Source organism: Sinorhizobium sp. CCBAU 05631, from assembly GCF_002288505.1.
Taxonomy (GTDB): domain Bacteria; phylum Pseudomonadota; class Alphaproteobacteria; order Rhizobiales; family Rhizobiaceae; genus Sinorhizobium; species Sinorhizobium fredii_C.
In genome coordinates this window covers 397,436-416,631 of sequence record NZ_CP023065.1, presented here as the reverse complement: position 1 = coordinate 416,631, position 19,196 = coordinate 397,436, and the positions used below count along the sequence as shown (strand labels likewise).

16 protein-coding genes are annotated in these 19,196 nt (G+C 59.4%); 15 read left to right on the top strand and 1 reads right to left on the bottom strand.

Going from position 1 to position 19,196, the window contains the following annotated elements:
- The first annotated feature begins 12 nt into the window (after positions 1 to 12).
- The 12 genes from SS05631_RS28650 (at position 13) to fdxB (ending at position 13,644) form a co-directional block, all read left to right on the top strand.
- The gene (locus tag SS05631_RS28650; protein WP_034859521.1) at positions 13 to 585 is read left to right on the top strand and encodes a nuclear transport factor 2 family protein; all 573 of its coding nucleotides are present in this window, start codon (positions 13 to 15) and stop codon (positions 583 to 585) included.
- 62 nt (positions 586 to 647) lie between these two features.
- Positions 648 to 2,294, top strand: a complete 1,647-nt coding sequence (locus SS05631_RS28645) for an SDR family oxidoreductase (RefSeq protein ID WP_037427033.1) — start codon at positions 648 to 650, stop codon at positions 2,292 to 2,294.
- A 137-nt stretch (positions 2,295 to 2,431) separates the two neighbouring features.
- Positions 2,432 to 3,487: an LLM class flavin-dependent oxidoreductase gene (locus tag SS05631_RS28640; RefSeq protein WP_037427039.1), complete on the top strand. Its 1,056-nt coding sequence runs from the start codon at positions 2,432 to 2,434 to the stop codon at positions 3,485 to 3,487.
- Positions 3,488 to 4,092: 605 nt separating this feature from the next.
- Positions 4,093 to 4,983, top strand: coding sequence for a nitrogenase iron protein (nifH, locus tag SS05631_RS28635; protein ID WP_095678133.1), 891 nt, complete (start codon positions 4,093 to 4,095; stop codon positions 4,981 to 4,983).
- A 94-nt stretch (positions 4,984 to 5,077) separates the two neighbouring features.
- Entirely contained in the window at positions 5,078 to 6,592 is a 1,515-nt protein-coding gene (gene nifD / locus SS05631_RS28630; RefSeq protein ID WP_095678132.1) for a nitrogenase molybdenum-iron protein alpha chain, read from the top strand.
- 95 nt (positions 6,593 to 6,687) lie between these two features.
- Positions 6,688 to 8,229 (top strand): nitrogenase molybdenum-iron protein subunit beta, encoded by a 1,542-nt coding sequence (gene nifK, locus SS05631_RS28625; protein ID WP_095678131.1) that lies wholly within the window; start codon positions 6,688 to 6,690, stop codon positions 8,227 to 8,229.
- A 55-nt stretch (positions 8,230 to 8,284) separates the two neighbouring features.
- Positions 8,285 to 9,775 carry a nitrogenase iron-molybdenum cofactor biosynthesis protein NifE gene (gene nifE / locus SS05631_RS28620; RefSeq protein ID WP_037427226.1) on the top strand — a complete coding sequence of 497 codons (1,491 nt, stop codon included), beginning with the start codon at positions 8,285 to 8,287 and terminating at the stop codon, positions 9,773 to 9,775.
- Positions 9,776 to 9,784: 9 nt separating this feature from the next.
- The gene (gene nifN, locus SS05631_RS28615) at positions 9,785 to 11,194 is read left to right on the top strand and encodes a nitrogenase iron-molybdenum cofactor biosynthesis protein NifN (RefSeq protein WP_037427224.1); all 1,410 of its coding nucleotides are present in this window, start codon (positions 9,785 to 9,787) and stop codon (positions 11,192 to 11,194) included.
- Complete coding sequence (gene nifX, locus SS05631_RS28610) at positions 11,191 to 11,673, top strand: nitrogen fixation protein NifX (RefSeq protein ID WP_037427222.1); 483 nt, start codon at positions 11,191 to 11,193, stop codon at positions 11,671 to 11,673. Before nifN ends, nifX begins: the two co-directional genes overlap by 4 nt.
- Before the next feature lie 3 nt (positions 11,674 to 11,676).
- Positions 11,677 to 12,165, top strand: a complete 489-nt coding sequence (locus SS05631_RS28605) for a NifX-associated nitrogen fixation protein (RefSeq protein WP_037427220.1) — start codon at positions 11,677 to 11,679, stop codon at positions 12,163 to 12,165.
- A 433-nt stretch (positions 12,166 to 12,598) separates the two neighbouring features.
- A complete protein-coding gene (locus tag SS05631_RS28600) occupies positions 12,599 to 13,030 on the top strand; it encodes a hypothetical protein (RefSeq protein ID WP_037427218.1) in 432 nt (143 codons plus the stop codon).
- 296 nt (positions 13,031 to 13,326) lie between these two features.
- Complete coding sequence (fdxB, locus tag SS05631_RS28595; protein ID WP_037427216.1) at positions 13,327 to 13,644, top strand: ferredoxin III, nif-specific; 318 nt, start codon at positions 13,327 to 13,329, stop codon at positions 13,642 to 13,644.
- Positions 13,645 to 13,996: 352 nt separating this feature from the next.
- Here fdxB and SS05631_RS28590 read toward each other — a convergent pair whose 3' ends face one another.
- Positions 13,997 to 14,494: a hemerythrin domain-containing protein gene (locus tag SS05631_RS28590; protein ID WP_037427214.1), complete on the bottom strand. Its 498-nt coding sequence runs from the start codon at positions 14,492 to 14,494 to the stop codon at positions 13,997 to 13,999.
- Between the two features lie 1,019 nt (positions 14,495 to 15,513).
- Between SS05631_RS28590 and SS05631_RS28575 the strand changes: the two genes are divergently transcribed.
- The 3 genes from SS05631_RS28575 to SS05631_RS28565 all read left to right on the top strand — a co-directional run bounded on the left by SS05631_RS28575 (position 15,514) and on the right by SS05631_RS28565 (position 19,123).
- Positions 15,514 to 16,842, top strand: coding sequence for a pitrilysin family protein (locus tag SS05631_RS28575; protein WP_244412441.1), 1,329 nt, complete (start codon positions 15,514 to 15,516; stop codon positions 16,840 to 16,842).
- Complete coding sequence (locus tag SS05631_RS28570; protein ID WP_037427212.1) at positions 16,839 to 18,182, top strand: pitrilysin family protein; 1,344 nt, start codon at positions 16,839 to 16,841, stop codon at positions 18,180 to 18,182. The genes SS05631_RS28575 and SS05631_RS28570 overlap by 4 nt, the downstream gene beginning before the upstream one ends.
- Positions 18,183 to 18,691: 509 nt before the next feature.
- On the top strand, positions 18,692 to 19,123 hold the full coding sequence (locus SS05631_RS28565) for a helix-turn-helix transcriptional regulator (protein WP_010875143.1): 432 nt from the start codon (positions 18,692 to 18,694) through the stop codon (positions 19,121 to 19,123).
- The last annotated feature ends 73 nt before the right edge of the window (positions 19,124 to 19,196 follow it).

Sequence of the window (19,196 nt, the reverse complement as noted above, 5' to 3'; positions counted from 1 at the left end):
CACCGCACCATGATGAATGAAGAAAGCATAACCAATCTATTCGACCGAGAAGCAATCCGCGACTGTCTCCATCGCTACTGTCGAGGAATCGACCGGGCAGACGAGGCTGCACTGCGCAGCTGTTATTGGCCCGATGCACGCGACAATCACGGAAGCTACTCCGGCTCTGCCGCAGGGTTTATTCAGCATGCACTCAACGTCTTCAAAACTAAGCCGCGCAACATCCACCAGCTTGCGAACATAATCATTGAGTTCCTGGGCGCGACAGAGGCCGCCGTCGAGAGTTATTTCACCGCGCTGCAGCGCGGTCCCGACGCAACAGGCGAGATAAAGCAGGTGCTCTTGTGCGGACGCTACTGTGATCTGTTTCAGAAAAGGGAAGGGGAGTGGCGCATCGTCGAACGGACGGTAGTCTATGATTGGGTTGAGAAACAGAGACCACCGAAGTCCTCGGAAGCAGAGCGGTTCGGTCCTCGCCAACCGATTGGGGCACCGCATCCGAATGATCCCGTTTACGAACTTTCGAAGCGGCGAGTTGCTGCGAAAAATCATCCAAAGGACCTGATCGGCAGTGGAGAAGAATAACCATGATACGACTGCGCTACCCTCCGATTCCTCGAGGCCGAGCCCGTGGAGCACAGAGACGCATGGACGATCGCCAGGTTCAGCCAGGGCGGGTCATCGTCGTCACAGGTGCCGCGGGGGGTATCGGCCGCGCGCTCGTCGATATTTTTGCCGCGAATGGAGATGTCGTTGTCGCGGTGGACCTCCCGGACAGCGGCGTAATCGAACTTGGCCAAAATCTCGGAGAGCCCCATCTTGGCCTCGAGGTTGACGTGTCGCGAGAGGACGATGTCGTCGCATTGCGTGCCCTTCTGGAAAAACGATTCTCGCGGATTGAAGTGCTCGTCAATAATGCGGGGATTGGGCCGACCATGGCTGCGACCGCCGATACTGCTCTCGAAGATTTTCAAGGCGCTCTAGCGATAAACCTTGTCGGGGCTTATTCGATGGCGTGCGAAGCCGCGAAGCTGATGAAACCTGGCGCCGCCATCGTCAATGTCGCTTCGCTGGCTGGGCTGCTCGGCAATCCGAAGCGCAGTGCCTACGCCGCTTCGAAAGCTGGTCTGATCTCAATCACGAAATCGCTGGCGTGCCGATGGGCATCGCGCGGCATCCGTGTGACAGCGGTAGCGCCCGGTCACGTGCTCACGCCTATGGTTGCCGAATTGGAACGCGCTGGCAAGCTCGACGTCAGCGCGATAAGGCGCCGCGTACCGTTGGGCCGAATAGCGCGCCCCGACGAAATCGCGCGGGCCGTGCGCTTTTTGGCGAGCGCACAGGCGAGCTACATAACCGGGTCGACGCTTGTGGTCGATGGGGGCTGGATGTCAGTCAACCAACCGGGTGGTGCCCATCAGGCTCAGGATAGGACGCCCGGAGCAGAATTCATGCGGCCGGTCGAGGACACCGATGCGCGAACAGTGATCGTCATGGGCGGCGCTACAGGCGTAGGCGCGGCCATCGCTCGGCGCTTTGCCGAAAACGGCGACACGGTTGTGATCGCCGACGGAGACGGTGAAGAAGCGGTAAAGCTCGCCGGCTTGCTCGGCGACAAGCACCTGTCAAGGCGCGTGGACAGGACCGTCGAAACCGAGGTAGTCTCGCTCTTCGAAGAATTGCGGGAGCGCTTCGGCCACCTCGACGTCTTCGTCAACGGCATGAATGAGATACTCGTCCCCAATATCGAGGAGTCGCCGGAAGTCCTCAAACGCATACTGGATGTCAATCTTACTGGCGCCTTCACCTGCGTTCGCGAGGCCGCCATATCGATGCGCTCTGGCAGCGTAATCCTGAATCTCGGGTCAAGTTTAAGCCTTTCACCGCTCGCGCCAAGTCACGCCTATGGAGCATACAATGCTGGCATAGACATGCTGACCCGCTGCATGGCGGCCGAACTCGGGCCATTGGGCATCCGCACAGCCACAGTCGCTCCAGGTTACATCCGCACATGTGCCGCCAACCGGCTGGCAGCGGTCGCCGGCATGGATTCGGCTTCGCTCCGACAGCGAATTCCTTTGGGCAGGGTCGGGGACGCAGAAGAAGTCGCCGAGGCTGCCTACTTTCTGGCCTCGTTTGATGCCTCCTACATCAACGGCTCGATCCTGCACGTGGACGGAGGCTTGATCTCGTCCAGAGAAGCGGGGTGGGGCAGCGAAGTCGATGGAGCAATTTCGACGGAGATGAGGCCGCAGCGCCGGCCGGCGGCGCGATGGCGGTTGCTCTCTCCCTGAATTGCATTTGCACGCTTTTAGCGCTTGGCGCTCTGAATGCGTTAGGGGGCCATGAGCAGGGCCATAGGGAAACCTTCTCGTCAATCGAGGCGCGACCCACGACTGCGCGATTCCAGATCCGAAAACAAGGAGACACCATGGAGTTCGCAACGTTCATTCTCGCTGCCCAGCGCGGCTATCATCAGTCTTCCGCTAGCGTCGTCCGCAACTCGATAGAGCAGGCAATTTTTTCGGAGCAGGCTGGCTTCAGCACAGCCTGGTTCGCCGAGCACCACTTCAACAACTACAGTCTCGTCCCGTCGCCATTACTGATGGTAGCCCACTGTGCCGGATTGACGAGCACCATTCGGCTCGGAACCGCAGTCTGCGTGCTGCCGCTCTACCAACCACAGCGCCTGCTGGCGGAAATCGGCTTTGTCGACGTCGTTGCCAACGGTCGACTCGAACTCGGCGTTGGCTCGGGATACCAGCAGTTCGAGTTCGACCGCTTCGGCGTCAATATAGATGAGGCGCCGGCCATCTTTTCGGAATGCCTGGACATTTTGCTGAAGGGACTAAAGCAAAGAATCTTCACCCACAGCGGTCGCTACATGCAGATACCCCCGACGGCGATTTCGGTGCGCACCCTCCAAAAGCCGACGCCACCGATCTGGATTGCTACCGCATCCTCCAAAACTATGGCCCGAGCCTATCGTGAGGGTCACAATCTTTTCGTCACGGCTCTCCATGACGGCTTGGAAACTCTGGGCTTGCTGCGTGGCATCATTAAGACCGCCGCTGCATCCGAGGGCAAGGAGGTTCGCGACTCCAAGGTATCGCTACTGCGGTGCTGCTATGCCAGTGATGATGGAGCGGAAATCAACAGCTATATCGATAACGCCCGCTTCCAGCGCCGGCTGTCCGAGGCACTGCAACAGCGTCGGCAACAAAGTAAGGACGGCTATATGTTGGAGGAGATGCCGACGCATCAGGATCTATCGTTCGACACTATGCGCAAGAACCTGCCCATTGGCAGTATCAATCGCGTGATTGATCGCCTTCTGGAGGAGATCGATGTCTTGAAGCCGGACCAGATTGCAATTCAGACCCAGCTGGGAGATTTTGACCAAAACACGATGTTGCGCCAGATCGAGCTTTGGGGGGACAAGATAATCCCGGCAGTCCAGAAATCTCTCGGGCAGTCGCAGGCTTGAGTTTATACCGTCCTGACCTTCGGGTCAGCTCACTTCCTCAGACGCCGTCAGAATGCCCGGCAAGTTTCAAAAGCCATCGTAAATGTCGGCACAGATTACAGCTGAACTCCTCGTGAAAGTGGCTCATGGGCGTCATGGGTCGCATACCATTCGCACGACAGACAAGCAGGCTACCGGCGGCAGTACGCATTTGAGCTCCGATAGTTCAGTCCGCGATTTTAATCGGACGAGGGCCGGAAATACCCATCTTAAGCAAACTTGATCGGACGGCGGACACTTAGGGCTGGCAAAGCCTCCGAGAAGATGCTCCCCAAACCCGCGGCTTGTACCTGATCAGCGGCAGTGGGCTCCGAGCGCCTGATAGGCAACGCTTTCGACAATTGCTGGGTACAAATTGTCGGCTCCGCGACACATGCTTGCTTTTTAATGCGGGCGATCTCTTTTCGGTCTAAGCGGCTGAGAAATCTGGAAAATCGGCAGCCAACCGCTCCGCTCCACCGACTTGGCACGGGTCTTGTAGCCACTCTTGTGCAGGCGGCTTGAAGCTGCCGCTGTATTCGTGTTGCGGGCAACCGCGATGGTTTCGAACAACGAAGGAAAGCAACATGGCAGGTCTGCGTCAAATCGCGTTTTACGGCAAGGGCGGTATCGGCAAGTCCACCACCTCGCAGAACACGCTCGCCGCCCTTGTCGACCTCGGGCAGAAGATCCTCATCGTCGGCTGCGATCCCAAGGCCGACTCCACCCGGCTCATCCTCAACGCGAAGGCGCAGGACACGGTCCTGCATCTGGCGGCAAAGGAGGGATCGGTGGAAGACCTCGAGGTCGAGGACGTGCTCAAGGTCGGCTACAAGGGCATCAAATGCGTCGAGTCCGGCGGCCCCGAACCGGGCGTCGGCTGCGCCGGCCGCGGCGTCATCACCTCGATCAACTTCCTGGAGGAAAATGGCGCCTATGACGATGTCGACTATGTCTCCTACGACGTGCTGGGCGACGTGGTGTGCGGCGGCTTCGCGATGCCGATCCGCGAGAACAAGGCGCAGGAAATCTACATCGTCATGTCCGGCGAGATGATGGCGCTCTATGCCGCCAACAACATCGCCAAGGGGATCCTCAAATACGCCCATTCGGGCGGCGTGCGGCTCGGCGGGCTGATTTGCAACGAGCGCCAGACGGACCGCGAGCTCGATCTCGCCGAGGCGCTGGCGGCCAAGCTCAATTCCAGGCTCATCCACTTCGTGCCGCGCGACAACATCGTCCAGCACGCCGAACTCAGGAAGATGACGGTGATCCAGTATGCCCCGGACTCCAACCAAGCGGCGGAATATCGCGCGCTGGCCGACAAGATCCATGCCAATTCCGGCCAGGGCACCGTCCCGACCCCGATCACCATGGAGGAACTGGAGGACATGCTGCTCGATTTCGGCGTCATGAAGACCGACGAGCAGATGCTTGCCGAACTTCAGGCCAAGGAAGCGGCGGCAGCGGCCCAGTGACCGCCGCCGCAGACGCTGCCGGGACGGTGATCCGGTGCGACATTCCACCAATGGTGCCTCTTCTTGGAGGACACGCAAAAAGGGGGCAGGCCCAATGAGCCTCGATTACGAGAATGACAGCGCGCTCCATCAGGAGCTGATCACGCAAGTGCTGTCGCAGTACCCACACAAGGCGGCCAAGCGTCGCCAAAAGCACCTCAGTGTCGCATCGGACCGCGAGGCGGTCGGGGAGGAGGGCGAGACCCTCTCCGAATGCGACGTGAAGTCGAACATCAAGTCGATCCCCGGGGTGATGACGATCCGCGGCTGCGCCTATGCGGGCTCGAAGGGCGTGGTCTGGGGCCCGGTCAAGGATATGGTCCACATCTCGCACGGCCCGGTTGGCTGCGGTCAGTATTCCTGGTCGCAGCGCCGCAACTATTATGTCGGCACCACCGGCGTCGACACCTTCGTGACGATGCAGTTCACCTCCGACTTTCAGGAGAAGGACATCGTCTTTGGTGGCGACAAGAAGCTGGAACAGGTCATCGACGAGATCGAGGAGCTGTTTCCCCTCAACAACGGCATCACCATCCAGTCCGAATGTCCGATCGGCCTGATTGGCGACGACATCGAAGCGGTGTCGCGCAAGAAGGCCGTCGAACACGAAACGACGATCGTGCCGGTGCGCTGCGAAGGCTTCCGCGGCGTCTCGCAGTCGCTCGGCCATCACATCGCCAACGACGCCATCCGCGACTGGGTGTTCGACAAGGCGGACGACAAGACGGACGTCGAGTTCGAAACCGGTCCCTACGATGTCAACGTCATCGGCGATTACAACATCGGCGGCGACGCCTGGGCGTCGCGCATCCTGCTCGAGGAGATCGGGCTGCGCGTCGTCGGCAACTGGTCGGGCGACGCCACGCTCGCGGAAGTGGAGCGGGCCCCCAGGGCCAAGCTCAACCTCATCCACTGCTACCGGTCGATGAACTACATCTGCCGGCACATGGAGGAAAGATACGCCATCCCCTGGATGGAATACAACTTCTTCGGCCCCTCCCAGATCGAAGCCTCTCTGCGCAAGATAGCCAGGCATTTCGGCCCGACGATCGAAGAACGGGCCGAGAGGGTCATCGCCAAGTACCGGCCGCTGGTCGACGCCGTGATCGCCAAGTACTGGCCGCGCCTCCAGGGCAAGCGAGTAATGCTCTATGTCGGTGGTTTGCGCCCCCGTCACGTCATCACCGCCTATGAGGACCTCGGCATGCAGATCGTCGGCACCGGCTACGAATTCGCCCACAACGACGACTATCAGCGCACCGGCCACTACGTGAAGACGGGCACGCTGATCTATGACGACGCGACCAGTTACGAACTGGACACGTTCATCGAGCGGATCCGCCCCGATCTGGTCGGCTCCGGCATCAAGGAGAAGTATCCGGTGCAGAAGATGGGCATCCCGTTTCGCCAGATGCACTCCTGGGACTATTCCGGCCCCTATCACGGCTATGACGGCTTCGCCATCTTCGCCCGCGACATGGATCTCGCCATCAACAATCCGGTCTGGGATCTTTACGACGCGCCCTGGAAGAAAATGACCGTGCCGACGGCCGCAGTTGCAGCCGAATGATCGTCCGGTCTTGCGCGGCACGAGGACCGCGGCAAGACCGGAAACCTCTCGAACATCCCTGGGCCTAAGAGGCCAGATCAAGAAGGTCAAACACCATGCCGCAATCGGCTGAGAAGATACTCGACCATGCGCCGCTGTTTCGCGAGCCGGAATACCGGCAGATGCTCGCGGAGAAGAAGCTGAACTTCGAATGTCCGCACCCCGAACGGCTCGTCACGGACCAGCGCGAATACAGCAAGGGCTGGGAATATCGCGAGAAAAACCTCGCCCGCGAGGCGCTCGTCGTCAACCCCGCCAAGGCCTGTCAACCGTTGGGGGCGGTGTTCGCAGCCGCCGGCTTCGAGCGGACGATGTCGTTCGTCCATGGCAGTCAGGGCTGCGTGGCCTATTATCGCTCGCACTTGTCGCGCCACTTCAAGGAGCCGGCTTCGGCCGTTTCGTCCTCGATGACCGAGGATGCGGCGGTGTTCGGCGGCCTGAAGAACCTGGTCGACGGGCTCGCCAATACCTACGCGCTCTACGATCCGAAGATGATTGCCGTCTCCACCACCTGTATGGCCGAGGTCATCGGCGACGACCTGCATGGCTTCATTGAGAACGCCAAGAGCGAAGGCGCAGTCCCGCCCGAATTCGACGTGCCGTTCGCTCACACGCCCGCCTTCGTCGGCAGCCATGTCGACGGCTATGACAGCATGGTCAAGGGCATCCTGGAGCACTTCTGGAAGGGCCAGGCGCGCACCCAAGCGGCCGGCACGATCAACATCATCCCGGGCTTCGACGGCTTTTGCGTCGGCAACAACCGCGAGCTCCAGCGCCTGCTCACCCTGATGGGCGTGTCCTACACCTTCATCCAGGATGCCTCCGACCAGTTCGATACGCCGTCCGACGGCGAATACCGCATGTATGACGGGGGCACCACGATCAAGGCGCTGAGGGCGGCACTCAATGCCGAGGCGACGCTGTCGCTGCAGCACTACAACAGCCGCAAGACGCTCGAATATTGCCGGGAGGTCGGTCAGGCCACCGCCGCCTTCCATTACCCGCTCGGGATCAACGCCACCGACGCGTTCCTGATGAAGGTGTCGGCGATTTCCGGCCGGGAAATCCCCGAGACGATACGCCTGGAACGCGGCCGGCTGGTCGACGCCATGGCCGACAGTCAATCCTGGCTGCATGGCAAGACATACGCGATCTACGGCGATCCGGACTTCGTCTACGCCATGGCCCGCTTCGTCATGGAGACCGGCGGCGAGCCGCGGCATTGCCTCGCCACCAACGGCACGGCGGCCTGGCAGGCCGAAATGACCGACCTGCTCGCCTCTTCTCCCTTCGGCAAGCAGGCAAAGGTCTGGCCGGGAAAGGATCTCTGGGCCTTGCGCTCGCTGCTCTTCACCGAGCCGGTCGACCTGCTGATCGGCAATTCCTACGGCAAGTATCTCGAGCGCGATACCGGCACGCCGCTGATCCGGCTGATGTTCCCGATCTTCGACCGCCACCACCACCACCGCTTTCCGCTCATGGGCTACCAGGGCGGCCTGCGCCTGCTGACGACGATCCTCGACACGATCTTCGACCGCCTCGATCGCGAAACGATGCAGACGGCGGTGACCGATTATTCCTATGACCTGACCCGCTAAAAGCGACGGTCGGCAAAACGCCGGCCGTCTCCTGATGCAATGTGGAGATTAGCGAATGTCTTCGCTCAATGTCAAAATCCAAGATGTCTTCGATGAGCCTGCCTGTGAGAGAAATCGCAGCAAGGATTCCAACGCGCGCAGTAAAGGCTGTTCGAAACCGCTGACCCCCGGCGCGGCGGCCGGAGGCTGCGCCTTCGATGGCGCCAAGATCGTGCTGCAGCCGATCACCGACGTTGCGCATCTGGTTCATGCACCACTCGCCTGCGAAGGCAATTCCTGGGACAACCGAGGTACGGCGTCGTCCGGTCCGACGCTTTGGCGCACCAGCTTCACGACCGATCTCACCGAGCAAGACATAGTGATGGGGAACAGCGAGCGGAAGCTCTTCAAAGCGATCCGCCAGATTAGAGAAGCGTATCAGCCGCCGGCAATCTTTGTCTATGCGACGTGTGTAACGGCACTTATCGGCGACGACATCGAAGCGGTCTGCAAGCGCGCTGAGGAAACGTGCGGCCTACCGGTGGTGCCGATCAATTCGCCGGGCTTCGTCGGTTCGAAGAACCTCGGCAACAAGCTGGCTGGCGAGGCGTTGCTCGACCATGTCATCGGCACGGTGGAGCCAGATGATGCCGGCCCTTGCGACATCAATATCCTTGGCGAGTTCAACCTGTCTGGTGAGTTCTGGTTGGTCAAGCCACTCTTGGAGAGGCTTGGCATCCGTGTTCGCGCCTGCATTCCCGGTGATGCCCGCTATCTCGACATTGCCTCCGCTCATCGCGCTCGAGCAGCCATGTTGGTGTGCTCTACGGCGTTGATCAACCTTGCCCGCAAAATGGAGGAGCGCTGGAATATCCCGTTCTTCGAGGGATCCTTCTACGGCATCACCGCCACCTCGGAAGCACTCCGACAGATTGCCGATCTGCTCGTAAAGAAGGGTGCCGATCAAGAAATCCTCGACCGCACCGATGCACTCATTGCGGAGGAGGAGGCGATTGCGTGGAAAAAGCTCGAGGAATACCGGCCGCGGCTTAAAGGCAAGCGGGTGCTCATCAACACCGGCGGCGTGAAATCCTGGTCGCTTGTTCATGCGCTGATGGAGATCGGCATGGAGATCGTTGGCACCTCGGTCAAGAAATCGACGGTGGAGGACAAGGAGCGCATCAGACAGGTGCTTAAGGACGATCTCCAGATGTTCGAGTCGATGTCGCCCCGAGAGCTCTATGCCATGCTCTCAGAACATAAGGCTGACATCATGCTGTCGGGCGGGCGCACGCAATTCATTGCGCTGAAGGCCAAGATGCCCTGGGTCGATATCAACCAAGAGCGTCACCGCCCCTATGCGGGCTATGACGGCACGGTGGAACTCGTGCGCCAGATCGACCTTGCGATTCACAACCCCGTCTGGTCGCAGGTGAGGGAGCCGGCACCGTGGGAAAGCCGTCCTGCTACACAGGAACCACTGCCGAACCCGCGCCCTGACTCCGATGCTACGAGTGTCGGGCGCTCAATTCGCCGGCACGACGCCGGTGACTTCGTTGAGTGTTGAGGAAAGCAAATGGTCGACATCCATCGCCAATCTAAATCAGCGACGGTCAATCCGCTCAAGTCGTCCCAACCGCTGGGTGCCGCGTTAGCCTTTCTCGGGGTCGATGGCGCGATACCGCTGTTCCACGGCAGCCAAGGCTGCACTAGCTTCGCGCTAGTGCTGTGCGTGCGCCATTTCAAGGAAACGATCCCGCTGCAGACGACGGCAATGGACGAATTGACAACAGTCTTGGGCGGGGCAGCCCATCTGGAAGAGGCGATTCTGAACTTGAAAAAGCGGGCGAATCCGCGGCTGATCGGGATCTGCACGACGGCACTTGTGGAAACCCGTTCTGAAGATTTCGCAAGGCAAATCGCCAACATCAAGATGACGCATGCGGAGAAACTTGCAGGCACAGAGGTCGTGCTGGCAAACACGCCGGATTTCGATGGCGCCTTGGAGGAGGGCTGGGCGAGGGCCGTCGCCGCGATGATCCAACAGATTACACTGCGGGGTCAGCAGGCGCCTCGCTCGAGAAAGGCAACACTGATCGAGAGGATTACAGAACCTAGCGAGCAGCCGTGGAAGCAAAAGAAGGTTGCGATCCTGCCGGGATGGCACCTCACGGTAGGCGATATCGAGCAGTTGCGCGAGATGGTGGAAGGTTTTGGGCTGAGGCCGGTGATCGTGCCGGACGTCTCAGGCTCCCTCGACGGTACGGTGCCCGACCGCTGGATGCCGACAGCGTATGGAGGTACAAGCATCGAGGATATACAGGAGTTGGGTAGGGCGGTGCGGTGCATCGCCATCGGGGAACATATGCGGCGCCCGGCTGAGCTACTGCAGACGTTGACGGGTGTGCCTTACGTATTGGTCCAGTCACTAACGGGATTGAAGAACGTCGACCAGTTTGTCTCGCTTCTTTCCGAGATTTCCTGCGTGCCGGCGCCGGCGAAGATCCACCGTCACCGCTCACAGCTGCAAGACGCGCTTCTCGACGGACACTTCCATTTCGCCGGCAAGAAGATCGCGATCGCCACCGAGCCGGACCAGTTGTACCAATTTGCCACCTTTTTTACGGGACTTGGCGCCGAGATCATCTCGGCCGTTACGACTACGGGTGAGTCAGAAATTATCGAGAAAGTCCCGGCCGAAAAGGTCCAGATCGGCGATCTCGGTGATCTCGAAGATCTAGCCGGCGGCGCTGATCTTCTCGTTACCCATTCGCACGGTCGCCAGGCAGCGGAGCGCCTCGGCATCCCTCTGCTGCGGATCGGCTTCCCGATATTCGACCGCCTCGGCAGCCAGCACAAACTCACAGTTCTCTATCGTGGCACGCGCGACCTGATCTTCGAGGCGGCCAACATCATCCAGGCCAACCAGCCCGCGCCGTCGCTTGAGAAAATCGATGCAATGCGAAAGCGGAGAAATGCCGGATGAATTCCGTTCGTCGCCTCTCGCTCGTCACTGACGAGATCCAGCCGCGGCGTTCCGGCGCATTGCGCATAGCGATCGCGACGCAGGACATGAAAGTCCTAAACGCCCATTTCGGGTCGGCCAAGCACTTTGCAGTCTACGACGTGTCGCGCGACGGCTGGGATTTCGTGGAAGCTGTGAGCTTCGATGACGTCTGTGACGAATCCGGGAAGCATCCGATCGAGGGCGAGGACCGCATCACCCCAAAGGTGACCGCGTTAAGAGGCTGTCATCTCCTCTTTTGTCGGGCTATCGGCGGCCCTTCCGCAGCCAGGGTCGTCTCTGCGAGAATTCATCCGATTAGAGTGGGAGAGCCGGAAGCCATTCAAGACGTACTTTCACGAACCCAGAAAATGCTCAAGACGGCCCCTCCGCCGTGGTTGCGCAAGGTGCTGGCGCAAGCAGGCGTCGCAGAGAAAAAACCATTCGAGGACGAGGACTGAATCATGAAAAAAACGTCCCTCAATACGGGCACGCCTGATGTCAAGGTGGACGAGGCGGCCCTTGTCACGCCATTTGTCAAATGCCTCGCGCGGCTGGTCCGCGCGCAGGATACCTACGGATCGCAGGACCGCGCATCGGACGCGGAGTTGTTGGCCCACTTCATCATCACTGAAGAGCAGCGTCGAGAAATCCCGATCATCGGCGATCCCGGCCCGGACGTTATGTTGCGGTTCAATATCTTTTATACCGCCGTCGCGCTTTCAATCGAAGCACGTACCGGTTTGGTAGCGTCGCCGATCACGATGATCAGCCATGAGGGCTTCGGACGAGTGCTTCTAACGACCGGGCGGCTGGTCGTATTTTCGAAAACAGTGCGCGACGTCCACCGCTTCGGCTTCGCGACACTTCGCAAGCTCGCGGAAGCCGGTGCAAAGCTGGTGGATGATGCGACCGCCGCCATTGAAACCTATCCCGAAGTGGCTCGGGCCTGACGATCGATCCGGCAAAAGGCATGCTGCCGGCGCCAAGGCGACCGGCCAAGGATTAGGGCTACGCCCGTGGGCGGCTTGAGGGCGAGTAAATAGTGGATTTTTCCGAAACGGAGGGTATCAGCCCGTGCATCAACCTCAGCGACGCGCGCCGCCGTCTGCCCCGGGCAGTTTATCTGTACCGCTTGAGTACTCGTTCGGTAGCCGCCGATGAGAACCATGTGTAGTAATTCAAACAGCCGCTTCGACACTCTTGTCGGTAAAGCGACACATTCTTGTCGACGGTTCCCTTCTTTGCCTCCCGGCTAAATGCCTGAAATGCTAACATAACAAGCTTCTTTTCAAGTCGAGCACCCGAGTGGCACGAGTCTTGCCGACATGCCATCTAAGAGGCTGGAAAGCCGGGGATCGGCAGGGTACGAATGAGGCAAGCAACGTGGCAGGTCTAGGTCAGGTCGCATTCGGCTGCGAGGGAGGCATCGACACGTGCACCGCCGCCCAGAATGCGCTCGCTGTTTTTTTTGATCTCGGACCGAAAGTCGGTAGTGTCGGCGGCAACCTGAAGAGTAACTCCGGCCGCTTCATCCTGGAATCAATGCCGCGGGACAGCGCGCCAGCGTGGTACGCGATCATCCGCGATTTCGATGCGGGCGTGCCGTGGAGGCTCAAAGCTTTCCACACCACCGCCGGGCTTGCGCTCGAACCGTCCGTTCGCTCCGTGTACGAGGGCTTCGCGGTGCTTCTCACGACCGGGCAGAGTCGTATCGACCGAACACCATCCGTCAGTCTTCCAATAGGAAGCTCGCTGGAGACCGAAGCGATAACCGCCATCCACGCACCCACGTGGCGCGGTGGACGGTCGATCTAGGCGATGACGAACCGCCGGCTCTCATTTCCCCTGGAGAGCCGACGTCAGGCAGCGGGACCACTCCTCCCCACGCGCACCGGTCCCGCTGCCGCGATCTTTCCACAGGGCGAGGCTCAAAAATGCCTAGCCAAGTCTTTGCAATGGCCGCTGACTAGCAGACCGCCCCCGAAAAGTCGGCCGACAAGACCGGAATTTCGGCGGATGTGACGGATGAGGTCACGTCCGATCTCGGAAGAGATTTTACTTTTTTGCCTGTGGCGGATGCGGAGAGACAGATCCTGATTGGAGAACCAACGATGACAAGTCATTTCTTTACCCGCGACGGCTCCACATGGATGCCGCAATATCTGACGGCCATTGACGCCATGACGTGCATTGGTTGCGGCCGCTGCTTCAAGGTCTGCTCGCGCGAGGTCATGCATCTGCACGGCATCGACGAATCCGGTGAGATCCTCGGGGCCTGCGATGGCGAGGACGACGACTTCGATGGCGAGCTCAGTCGCACGATCATGGTTGTCGATCACGCCGGCCGCTGCATCGGCTGCGGAGCCTGCGCCCGGGTATGCCCGAAGAACTGCCAGACCCATGTAGCGGCCGACGAAATTGTTGCTTGATCTGACGAACGGACTCCGAAAAACCACTTTGGCCGTTATAAATGCAATCGTAGTCGAAACGACAGTCCCCAAAGAGCCCTTGCCGTCGCGCAAGCTGACGAAAGACGTAGACATCGCCGACCGTCGACCCCGTCCCGCAGCTAGCAGCCGACGTAGAACAACGAACTGCCCAGCCACCTGAGAGCCAGAGCAAGTCCGCCGAACTCGGAATGAGACAGAATTGGCACGACATTGATTTCCTCGCGTGATTCAGCGTGAATCCCTGCCTTGGAGTCAGGAGGCAATTGGCGCCCGCGGGCACTCAGAGAGGATCTTCGAATGCCCCGTTGGCATCGGTCAGGAACGGGATGCGTCAGCAGCCTGAGCGATCAGCAGTTAGGTTACAAAAGCACTGCTGCTCGAAGCGCACATGCCGACGCAAATTGGTGAAGAAACCACGGAGCATATAACCCGCTGCCTCCGGATTGACAGTAGCGTCCGCCGTCGCCAGCCGACCCAACACTTCCGCCAATTCCTCGGCGAAGCATTCGTCTTCGCAATGCTCATACTTGAGCAGACCCAAAGTAGTTAAAACTGATGGATCGTCCCCTAGCTTCTCCTCTGTCCACGCGAAAACAGCAGCTTCTTCTCTCTCGTGAAGATTCCGTAAGTGCGGGCCAAGCATCTTTCCGGCGTGAGCGCATATACTATGGTCGACTCCGTGCGGAAGGCTGTTTGCAATGGCCTCGAGACGGTCACAGAGAGACAGTTGGTCCTCGTGAGAACCTGCCAATAAGGCCAGCCGATCGGCGGTGGCTGGAGCTAATGATCGGTTTGTGGGGGGCGCAAACGTCTTGATCCTACCGATCATACACTCCAGTCCCTTTCCGTGATTTCTCTAAGGTAATCTTCCGTACTCAAGGATGAGGTAATGCGTGGTGCGGGGCCTTGACTTGAATCAAGGCCCATCGGCAATAGGGCTAATAACCATCTCATTGTCCGATGGATCGTACGCGGCGTTTCCGCCCAAGCGCTCTGCCGTTGTGAGATCGCCATGAGCACGTCGGGGAGTCTCAGCTACTTGTGAGTCGCTGATCCGTTGTGCATGGACCCACGGCATGAGCGCGTCGATGTCTTTGGCGAGTGGCGGTTGGCGATGCCGATGAAGAAATTGGTAGACTGGGTTCAACACCATTCATCTTGCAAATCGGACCCAGCTACCATTGCCTTGATCATGGCCGGCACAGAGAGCGCATTGCGGCGCTTGGGTTTCTTATCGACTTTTTCGACGAAGCCCTGCATGTCGCAGGGAGAGCCTTGGCGGACACGAATATGCGGCGCCGCGTAGACCCAGGAACGCAGCAATAAGACGATCGGCAGGCGCGAACGGGAAGTATGGCACCGTTATAGTGCCAATGACCGCCCGGAACCATGTCGGGCGGGACCGAGCGAGCTCGCCTACTCGGCAGAAGGCCAGCCTCTACGGATCGCCGCCTGTCGGTTTTGGACGCGGCGGTCCACTTTTAGCCGCCAGGCTGTCATTGTTCGACATACGACAATGTTAGAATGCCGACATAGCTAGTTCGATCCAGGCACTTGAATTTAAACGGGTTTTCCGTGGCACGTATATTGCTCTGCTGACGTGTCAGCGTCGACGAGAATTGTGCGGAGAATGTCGAAATGTCAGAACCGTTCTTTAGGCCGGGGTCGGGGCCCGCGCCCGGCCACCCTACTGCAGAACCTTGGAGACGAAGGAAGAGGTGGTACTCGCCAAGCGATGGTCGAGCTGGCACTGCACGGTCGCATTTGCCACAGCGGTCGACGAGCCATGATGGAGTGTGTTCGCGTATCTGTGCATTTGTCCTATGTATGGTCGCACTGCAATTTCTGATGACCTCAGCAATGGCGGCCGACGAGAGCCCGCTTCGCGAAGCCGAGGTTGCAAATTTCATGCTGGGCAACGGCATGGAGGTAGTCGTCATACCCGATCACCGGGCGCCGATCGTCACGCAGATGATCTGGTATAAGGTCGGCAATGCCGACGAGCCACCCGGCAAATCCGGCATTGCTCATTTCCTGGAGCATCTGATGTTCAAGGGAACGAAGAAGCACCCGTCCGGAGAGTTTAGCGCAAAGATCGCGGAGATCGGCGGTGAGGAGAACGCCTTCACGGGTTCCGACTACACCGCCTACCATCAGACGGTCACGCCAGAGTCGCTCAGAACAATGATGGAATTCGAAGCTGACCGGATGCGCCATCTCGTTCTCACCGATGCGGTGATCGTACCCGAACGCGATGTCATTCTTGAAGAGCGACGCTGGCGCGTCGAGAACGATCCGGAGCAGCTACTTGAGGAGGAGATGCAGGCGACCTTGTATCAGAACCACCCTTACCGCATCCCGACGATCGGCTGGATGCATGAAATGGAACAGCTTAATCGCGAAGACGCACTAAAGTTCTATGACCGCTACTATGCCCCCAACAATGCCATTCTGGTCGTGGCAGGCGACGTGGACGCCGGCAGGGTGCGGCAGCTAGCGGACGAGACCTTCGGGACCCTGCCTCGCGGTCCGGATCTGCCGGCGCGGGTGAGGCCGCAAGAGCCGGAGCAGAACACTAAACGGATCGTCGCGCTCACCGACCCGCGCGTCACGGTGCCGAGCTTCCAAAAATCCTGGGTAACGACGTCCTACGGAACAGCCGAGCAGGGCGAAGCGGAAGCCCTCGATATCCTGTCGGAGATTCTCGGCGGGGGAACGCGCAGCCGGATCTATCAGGAGCTGGTAGTCAAACAGGCAATAGCCTCCTCTGGCGGGGCCTATTTCAACGGAAGGTCGCTCGATCCGTCGAGCTTCACGGTTTTTGGCTCGCCGCGCGGCGAGGCGAAGATTGAGGAGGTGGAGGATGCGATAGACGCTGAAATTCGGAAGATCATCGAGTTCGGCATTACGGATGTCGAGCTCGAGAAGGCCAAAAACCGCTTCGTGCGCTCGATAATCTTCGCGCGCGACAGCCAGTCGGGAATGGCCGGCATTTATGGGGCGGCGCTTGCGACAGGCGATACTGCACACGACGTAGAGGCGTGGCCACTTAGGATCCGCGCCGTAAAGGCGGCAGAGGTGCAAGCGGCTGCCAGGAAATACCTCAGTCCCGACCGGTCCGTAGCGGGGTATCTGCTGCCCCGCGAAAGCGCTACCTCAGGAGATAAAAGCCGATGATATCGTTCAGCCGACTGCGCATCGGGGCCAAGCCCTCACTCGTCGTGGCATGCATATTGCTGGGCCTTGCCGCGTGTCCAGCGCTTGCGGGCATGGCCATAGAGGAGGTCGAGACATCGAGCGGGATAAAGGCGTGGCTGGTGCAGGACTATTCGCTACCGATCGTCACCACCCGCTTCGCATTTCGGGGCGGCAGGACGCAGGATCCATCTGGGAAGGAAGGCATTGTGAATCTGATCACAGAGCTGTTGGACGAAGGGGCCGGTAATCTTGACAGCGATGCCTTTCAGGAGCGGCTGGACGATGCTGGCGCCGAGATGCTCTTTGAGGCGGGGCCCGATGCAGTCTACGGCTATATGCGGGTGCTTGCGGAGCGAAAGGATGAGGCTTTCCAACTTCTCCGGCTGGCAATCGAGCAGCCGCGCTTCGACCAACAGCCGGTGGACCGCCTTCGTGCCCAAATCGTCTCCAGCATCCTGGCAAGAGCCAAGGATCCGGAGACGGCCGCACAGTTCGCATGGATGAGGGCGATCTATGGTGATCATCCGTATTCGCGTCGGGAGGAGGGCACCGTGCAAACACTTGCCGCAGTCACGACCTCCGATCTGAAGGCGGTTCATGAGCGGATTTTCGCGCGCGGCAACCTTACCATTGCCGTGGTGGGAGCGATCGATCCCGGCACACTCAAGCGTGATCTGGATCGAATATTCGGCGGATTGCCTGCTGGCCCCTCCCTAACGCCGGTCGTTGACGCAGTGCCTAAGCTGGGGCGCGCCATTCGCGTCGCGTATGACTTACCTCAGGCCCAACTGAGCCTAGCTTACCCGGGAATCCCCCGAAAGGACCCGCAGTTCTTTGCAGCCAATCTCATGAACCAAATCCTTGGCGGAGGCGCGTTCACATCCAGGCTCTGGAATGAGGTGCGCGAGAAGCGGGGCCTCGCTTACGGCATTTACTCAACCTTGGAGAACATCGACCATGCTTCGGCGCTCGTCATCGGCACCGGAACCCGCCCGGATCGGGCCGCAGAGACGCTCTCCCTCATCCAAGCCGAGGTCAGGCGAATGTCAGAGGAGGGCGTCAGTGAGGACGAGCTCACTGCGGCAAAGAAAAAGCTCATCGGCGGTTATGCGATCGAAAATCTGAACTCATCTAGTGCGGTCGCCCAAACATTGGTCCAAATCCAACTCGAAGATCGCGGCATCGACTACGTCGAGCGTCGCAAACAACTGATCCAGGCCGTCACCGTGGAGGACGTACGGGCAGTCGCGAAACGGCTGCTCTCCGCCGACCCCACCGTAATGACTGTTGGACCGTCCCTCAAGGGAACGAACCGATGACCGTCCAAAGGAAAGCTAGGCTGGCAGCGTCCGGCCGACCTTCTCCAACGCCCCGGCGGGGCACTACCTTGGGATGGGGGTAGTCAAGATCACCTCTCGCGGTCACCAGATGTTCGATTCCAGGCTCTATGCGACTCCTGAAGCAGCAAGGGAGGCCCCGCATCGCAGCCTCCCTCCGCCCGACGGCAGGAGAGAATGTGGTGTCTCGGCGCAAACAGGCGAATGCTCTCTAGCACGACTGCTCCTGCGATGCTGGTGACCTGCTGGCAACGAGACTGCTTGACCCTGCAGCAGCGGTTCTCGCGTTACTCACGAAAGCGCATCAGCACCACCGCTAAGGCTTCACACTTGAAGCACAATCCGAATGTGCTTAGGGTGGCCGCCGAAGACTCCAGATGTCTCAATTGAGTTTCTGACTTTCAGTTGAGGTAAAGGAGTGTATGTGCGGGAGGTGGAGCTCATATCATATCTCCCGAAGAACTAAGATAGCCGAAATTGAGGAGACGAATGTGCTGAGTACTAACTCTGAACAAACAAGACGTAAGCCAAACGCTGTGGATGCCCATGTCGGTCAACGAATCCGCCAGAGGCGTGAGTGGCAGAACATGTCCCAAACGACTCTCGGCGAAGCTATCGGGGTGACGTTTCAACAGGTTCAAAAATACGAAAAGGGCGTGAACCGCGTCGGTGCGGGTCGGCTTCAGCAGATTTCGAAGGCTCTGAAAGTTGAGCCTTCCTACTTCTTTGAGGATACGCTTAATAAAATCCGGTCGGAGGAGCGGTCCGCTTCAAATCAGATTAACATCCCACCCGAAGTCGTTGAATTCGTTGTAAGCAAGGAAGGGATCGAGCTCATCAGGGCCTTTTCTCGCGTGGGCGACTATCGTGTGCGCCGCCGAATCGTGATGCTGGTCAAGTCTTTGGGCGCACACGAGCGGTGATGTATGGATTGGGCCGCTTCTGTGTGGAGACAGAGTGTCTCTATAAAGTCAGACAAGCACCACCGCACTGGGA